Annotated in this window: 5 protein-coding genes; all 5 read right to left on the reverse strand. The window is 69.0% G+C overall.

Annotation, left to right across the window (positions count from 1 at the left end):
- Nucleotides 1-35: 35 nt before the first annotated feature.
- Nucleotides 36-1,270, reverse strand: a protein-coding gene (locus J0911_RS08070; protein WP_372434853.1) for an IS3 family transposase whose coding sequence is annotated in 2 segments (ribosomal slippage) — nt 36-943 and nt 943-1,270 — 1,236 coding nt in all. Because the reading frame shifts where the segments join, the coding sequence is not laid out codon by codon here.
- A 54-nt stretch (nt 1,271-1,324) separates the two neighbouring features.
- Entirely contained in the window at nt 1,325-1,768 is a 444-nt protein-coding gene (locus tag J0911_RS08075; protein WP_207274950.1) for a hypothetical protein, read from the reverse strand.
- 227 nt (nt 1,769-1,995) lie between these two features.
- The gene (locus J0911_RS08080; protein WP_207274951.1) at nt 1,996-2,925 is read right to left on the reverse strand and encodes an aminoglycoside phosphotransferase family protein; all 930 of its coding nucleotides are present in this window, start codon (nt 2,923-2,925) and stop codon (nt 1,996-1,998) included.
- The gene (locus J0911_RS08085) at nt 2,925-4,145 is read right to left on the reverse strand and encodes an NsdA family TPR-like regulatory protein (protein WP_207274952.1); all 1,221 of its coding nucleotides are present in this window, start codon (nt 4,143-4,145) and stop codon (nt 2,925-2,927) included. Before J0911_RS08085 ends, J0911_RS08080 begins: the two co-directional genes overlap by 1 nt.
- A gap of 98 nt (nt 4,146-4,243) precedes the next feature.
- Complete coding sequence (locus J0911_RS08090; protein ID WP_207274953.1) at nt 4,244-5,044, reverse strand: class I SAM-dependent methyltransferase; 801 nt, start codon at nt 5,042-5,044, stop codon at nt 4,244-4,246.
- Nucleotides 5,045-5,176 lie beyond the last annotated feature (132 nt).

Below are 5,176 nucleotides of genomic sequence, written 5' to 3' on the forward strand. Positions count from 1 at the left end.
GGGGCTTCCCCCCGAATGGTGGACACCTCGGTGTGTTAACCAGCAATCGGCATTGTAGTGGCGAGGTGAGTATTCTCGAAATCGATTGGGCTCATGTAGTCGCAGTAGGAGTGTCGTCGTCGCGTGTTGTAGCGGGTGACCCACCGGAACACGGACTTCCTGCACTCCCGGGCCCCGTTCCAGCGGCGTTCACCCTGGAGAGTCTCGCGCTTGAGCGCGGCGTTGAAGCTCTCGGCCAGCGCGTTGTCGGCGCTGGTCCCGACCGCGCCGCGTGACAGGGTCAACCCGTGCCGCCCGGCCGCGGCGAGGAAGTCGTCCGAGCAGTACTGACGGCCGTTGTCGGAGTGGAAAATCGCCCCAGCCAACGAGCCTCGTTCGCGGGCGGCCGCATCGAGGGCCTCGATGACCAGGGTGTCGCGCATGTGGTCGGCGATCTGCCAGCCGACCAGGCGCCGGTTGAAGCAGTCGATCACCGTGGCCAAGTAGAGGAACTGCCCATCCCCGATCGGCAGGTAGGTGATGTCACCGACGTACTTCCGGTTCGGCGCGTCGGCCGTGAAGTCGCGTTCTAGCAGGTCAGGGACCTTCGGGGCGTCCTTGGCCGGGACCGTGGTGCGGACCTTCTTGCGCAGGTGGACCCCCACAACCCCGTGCTCGCGCATCACCCGGGCCACGCGCTTGGCGTTCACCACGACCCCGGCGTCGCGCAGCTCAGCGGTCACCCGCGGGGACCCATAGGTCCCATCGAACTGCGCGGTGATCGCGGACGCCTTCGCGGCCAGATCGGCGTCCGCCGCCACACGCTCGGCCCGACGATCAGCGCCATCACGCCACTTGTAGTAGGAAGACCTGCCGATCTGCAGGACCTCACACAGCCGCTTCACCCCGTAGGTGTCATGGAACTCGGCGACGAACTGGAAACGGCTCACCAGGTCGTCTCGCCCGCGAAATACTTCGCCGCCTTGCGCAGGATCTCCCGCTCGGTCTCCAGCAGTGACTTGTCCGCCCGCAACCGCTTGACCTCCGCGCGCAGCCGCTCCAGCTCCTCAGCCGCCGTCTCAGGCACCCCCGCCCCGCTCGACCCACCGCCGTCATCGGCCCGACCAGCCGCCGTCGGCGACGTCACACCAGCGGCCTGCAACCACCTCGACAGGGTTCCCTCGTGAACTCCCAGGTCAGCAGCGATCTCCTTGATCGTCGCCCCCGGCGTGGAGGAGTACAGCTCGACAGCGTCGGCCTTGAACTCCTCCGGATAGAACTTCCGCACCATGACGGTGAACTCGCTTCCTCCGGACCAAACCAGGTCCAGTCTCTCGCGTGTCCACTACTCAGGGGGAAGCCCCAGCCATCGCCATCCGGCGTCGGTGGTGGCATTCACGGTGAACGGCATCGGCCCCCGTACCTCACGCCGAAGTGCCTGGTACCGCCACAGGCCGACCGCAGCGGCTCGGGCTTCGTCCAGCTCAGCCGGAAACCGCAGCATGGACGCCACGAACCCCTCATGGCGGGCAGATACAAGTTCGCAGTCGGCGGGGCCGACCTGCAAGATGCCGACGTCCTGGCCCGACAGCGAAGCCGCCACGGCAGCCCGGCCACGCCTCGTCGGGCTGAAACCGAGCTCGGCCTCGGACGAGACCCCGAGCACGGCACGGAGTCCCTCGCGGTAGTCCGCGCCCGGCCAGCTGATCCGCCCGCGCTCGTACCTCCTGATCGTGTCGACGTCCAGAGTGATGTGTCTGCCGGTCCTCTTCCAGATGTACTGGTTCACCGCCGCAGCATGCTCGGCGCGCGTCATCGGTCGGCCATCGCCCGACGGGGAAGGCGTTGTTTCTCGACGGATACGAAGCTGCTCGTTGGTCATCACTCCCCCTCGTGCTGTCCGCTCCACTTCCCGGACTGCGCGAATGCCTGCCCGGCCTGCCTGTTGAGCGTAGCCATCCGCACGTTCGAGCGAGCCAGGCCGTTGCAGATTGCCGGACGGCAATCTGCGGACGGTCAGAAGGCTGCCCAGGTCCAGGGCTTGGGGATGGCGCCGCGCAGGCAAGCGATGCGGTGGGCGGCCTCGGTCGCTGCACGCGAGTCCGTGGCAGCCTTCTGAGCGATGAAGGCAGTCCACCGCAGTTCCTGGATGTCGGCCATGGTGCGGAACCAGGGCGTGGTGGTGACGTCGTGGCCGCCGTAGGCGCCGACGAACGCGTCGTACTCCGCGTCGCTGAGGCGTGCGAAGTCGGTGTGGTCGACGGCGATCGGGATCAGGTCCCAGTCGGGGTGTCCGAGCGCGACATGCTCGAAGTCGAGCAGAACGGGCTCGCCGTCGTCGGGCACGACGACGTTGCCCTGCCAGGCATCACCGTGGACGATGGCGGTGCTGGCGGGCAACGCACCAGCGGCGGCCTCTTGGCGGAGTTCGGCGGCGCGGTCGAGGAGCCAGGAGCGGTCCCCCTGCGTGATCCCGGGCGCGTCGCCGATGCGGTCGGCGATGTGGGCGAGCGGGTTGAAGGTGGGCAGGCCGAGTTCGGCCGGTACCGGTAGCTCGTGCATGCGGCGCAGGACGGTCGCGAGTTCGGCCGTGGTGGCGTGGCGGTGGCGCGGCAAGGGCAGCCACCACGTGACGGGTCGGTCGCCGACGAGAATCGGCTGTTCGATTTCGGGCGCGGGTGTGTTCACTCGCAGGCTTTGGCCGGCGAGCCATGCGGCGGCGCGGACCTCTCGCCGAGCGATCGCGAACGATCCGGGGCGGCCCACCCGCGCGACGAGGTTCGCGCTTGGCAGGAAGTAGAGAGCGTTGGAGCCGTGGCGCAGCGGGCGGGCGCCGACATTGTCGATCCCGACCTGGACTGCGGCCTGATGAGCGACGGACGCGATGGAATCGACGGTGTCGGGTTCGTGGCGTCCGGCTGGTTGGGTCGCGGGCGTTCGCTTCATCAGGTGGCCAGAATGGTCAAGATGTTGCTGCGCAGCTCGGATATCTGCGGGCTCCGAAGGCCGGCCGTGGCTGAAGCGAGCGTGGTCAGTTCCTCGCGCATGCGCGCTGAGCGCATCGTGGCGGCGTCGTCCATGGCTACCCGGGCGATCTCGGTGGCGGTGGTGACGTCACCGATCGAGCAGTGGAGGGTGGCCAACCGGATCCGGGAGAACGTCCGTGAGCGAACGTACTGCGGGTTGTGCCGGGCGACAGCGGTGCTGAGCCGGTCGATCGTGTCCTCGACGTCGATGCCGGCACGTGCGAGGGGCAGGCGTGTCTTGCCGATCGAGCCCTGGTGCTCGGCATCGTCGTAATAGCACAGCCACGGCGGGTCGGTGGCGGGGTCGCGCATGGCGAACCATTCGTCGGCGTGGGAGATCTCCTCGCGTGCGTCGCGCGGACGATCGGTGCGGGCAAGGAGCCGGGCGCGAGAGGCGGCGAGCATGGCACGGCCGGTGGCGGTCAGGTCTCCGCGGAGTTCCTGGGCTGCCTCGATCATTTCCAGGGCGTCGCCATGATGGTCGAGGTGTGCTGCCTTGCGTGCCATGTCCGCCAGGACGGTGGCGCGCAGTGCCGCCGAGCGGCCTTCGTCGGCACACCAGAGCGCCAGGTGGTAGCAGCGGTCGGTCAGGGCGTAGTCGGCCATGTCGTACGCGGCGAATCCGACGACGCCGGCGAGGTTCCCGACCGCTTGGGCCGCCGCCTGGCGGACCTCGACGGTTCCCGCGGCGTCGAGGAGTCCGGTCGCAAGGCGCAACTGGGCGGTGGCCATCTGGAGGGCGAGGCCGCCGCCGAATGTGTTCTCCGAGGTCGCGATCACCCTGGTGGTCTCCCGGACAAGTTCCACCTCGGTCCACGAGACCCGGCGAGGCGCCTCGGCGTCGGACAGCGTCCGCAGGAAGGTCTCGGGATCGACGCCGGCCCACCTCACGGGCTCGCTTCCGCCCAGCACCGACACGGCGGCCGTGGCCGCAGCGCCTCGGCGGGTGGGATGGAACCCCAGCTCGGCATCGCTCCCGGCCCCGAGCACAGCTCGCAGCCCGGTCCGGTACGCCGCACCGGGCCAGCGGACCGTGCCGCGCTCGTAGCGGGCGAGCGTCGCCGCATCGAGGGCGCAGTGCTGGCCGGTCGTGGACCAGATGTACTGGTTGACGGCGTCGGCCAGTTCGGCGCGGGTCATCGGTCGACCCGAGCCTGACGGAGACGGTGTGCTCAGGCGCCAGCGCCGCAGTGCATCATTCACCATCCAAGCCCCCTGAACTGGTTGGCGGAGCGGAGTCAGCGCGCTGGCCGGCGCCGCGTCCGTCCGTCATCGGCGCTGGGACGCTGGGCGATCACGAAGGCCGAGGGGCCGCGCGGCGGGTTCCGTGTGGTTGCGAGCGTATCGAAGGCCGCCCGCACCTGGAAGCCGTGGCTGGCCAAGGCTGTGGTCAGCGCGTCGAGGTCGTGTACGCGGCGGTGGACGATGTCAGTCTCGGTCTGCTGGTCGGCGAAGGTCCAAAGGCGGGTCATCGTGGCGATCTGTGTGTCAACGTCCCAGCGGTTCTGAACGGTGACCTCCGCAGGCCCACGAGGAGTCGCCACCAGGGCGGTGCTCGCCGGCGCTTCCGGTGGCGGGGTGACGAGGGTGCTGATGACCAGGATCGTGCCGGGGTGAGCGTGGCGGCTCATGGCAGCGGTCGCGGCGTGGAGCTCGTCGGGTTCGTGCAGGTAGGCCAGGACGTTGCCGAGGCAGGTGATGACGTCGAACGTGCGCCCCAGGTCCAGGGTGCACAGTTCACCGACCTCGAAGTCGCAGTTCGGGTGTGCGTGGCGGGCGTGGGCGATGAGCTGGGGTTGCACGTCGATGCCGAGACAGGTCAGGCGGTCGCTCAGCGCGGCGACGAGGGTGCCGGTTCCACAGCCGGCGTCGAGCAGGCTAGCCGCGTGCGGGGCCCAGGTGTCCATGGCGTGACCGACGACGTCGGCGTCGCGGGCGGCCGCACCCTGCAGGTGGTCGTGCAGGCCGGGGTCGCGGCACAGGAGGTTCGCGGCAGCGAGGTCGTCGGCGGTAGCCCGACGGGTCCTGGTGTTGTTCATTGCAAGCTCCTGAGTCCGGTCTCGAGTGCGATCGCGTCGAACAGGCGGGACTGGGTCTGCTGCACGGATAGGTGACAGGTGGGGTTAGGCGGCCTGGGCCAGGTTTGCGGGGTAGATGGTCTCGAACTCGAT

It is taken from the genome of Myceligenerans salitolerans, assembly GCF_017349295.1.
Classification (GTDB): domain Bacteria; phylum Actinomycetota; class Actinomycetes; order Actinomycetales; family Cellulomonadaceae; genus Myceligenerans; species Myceligenerans salitolerans.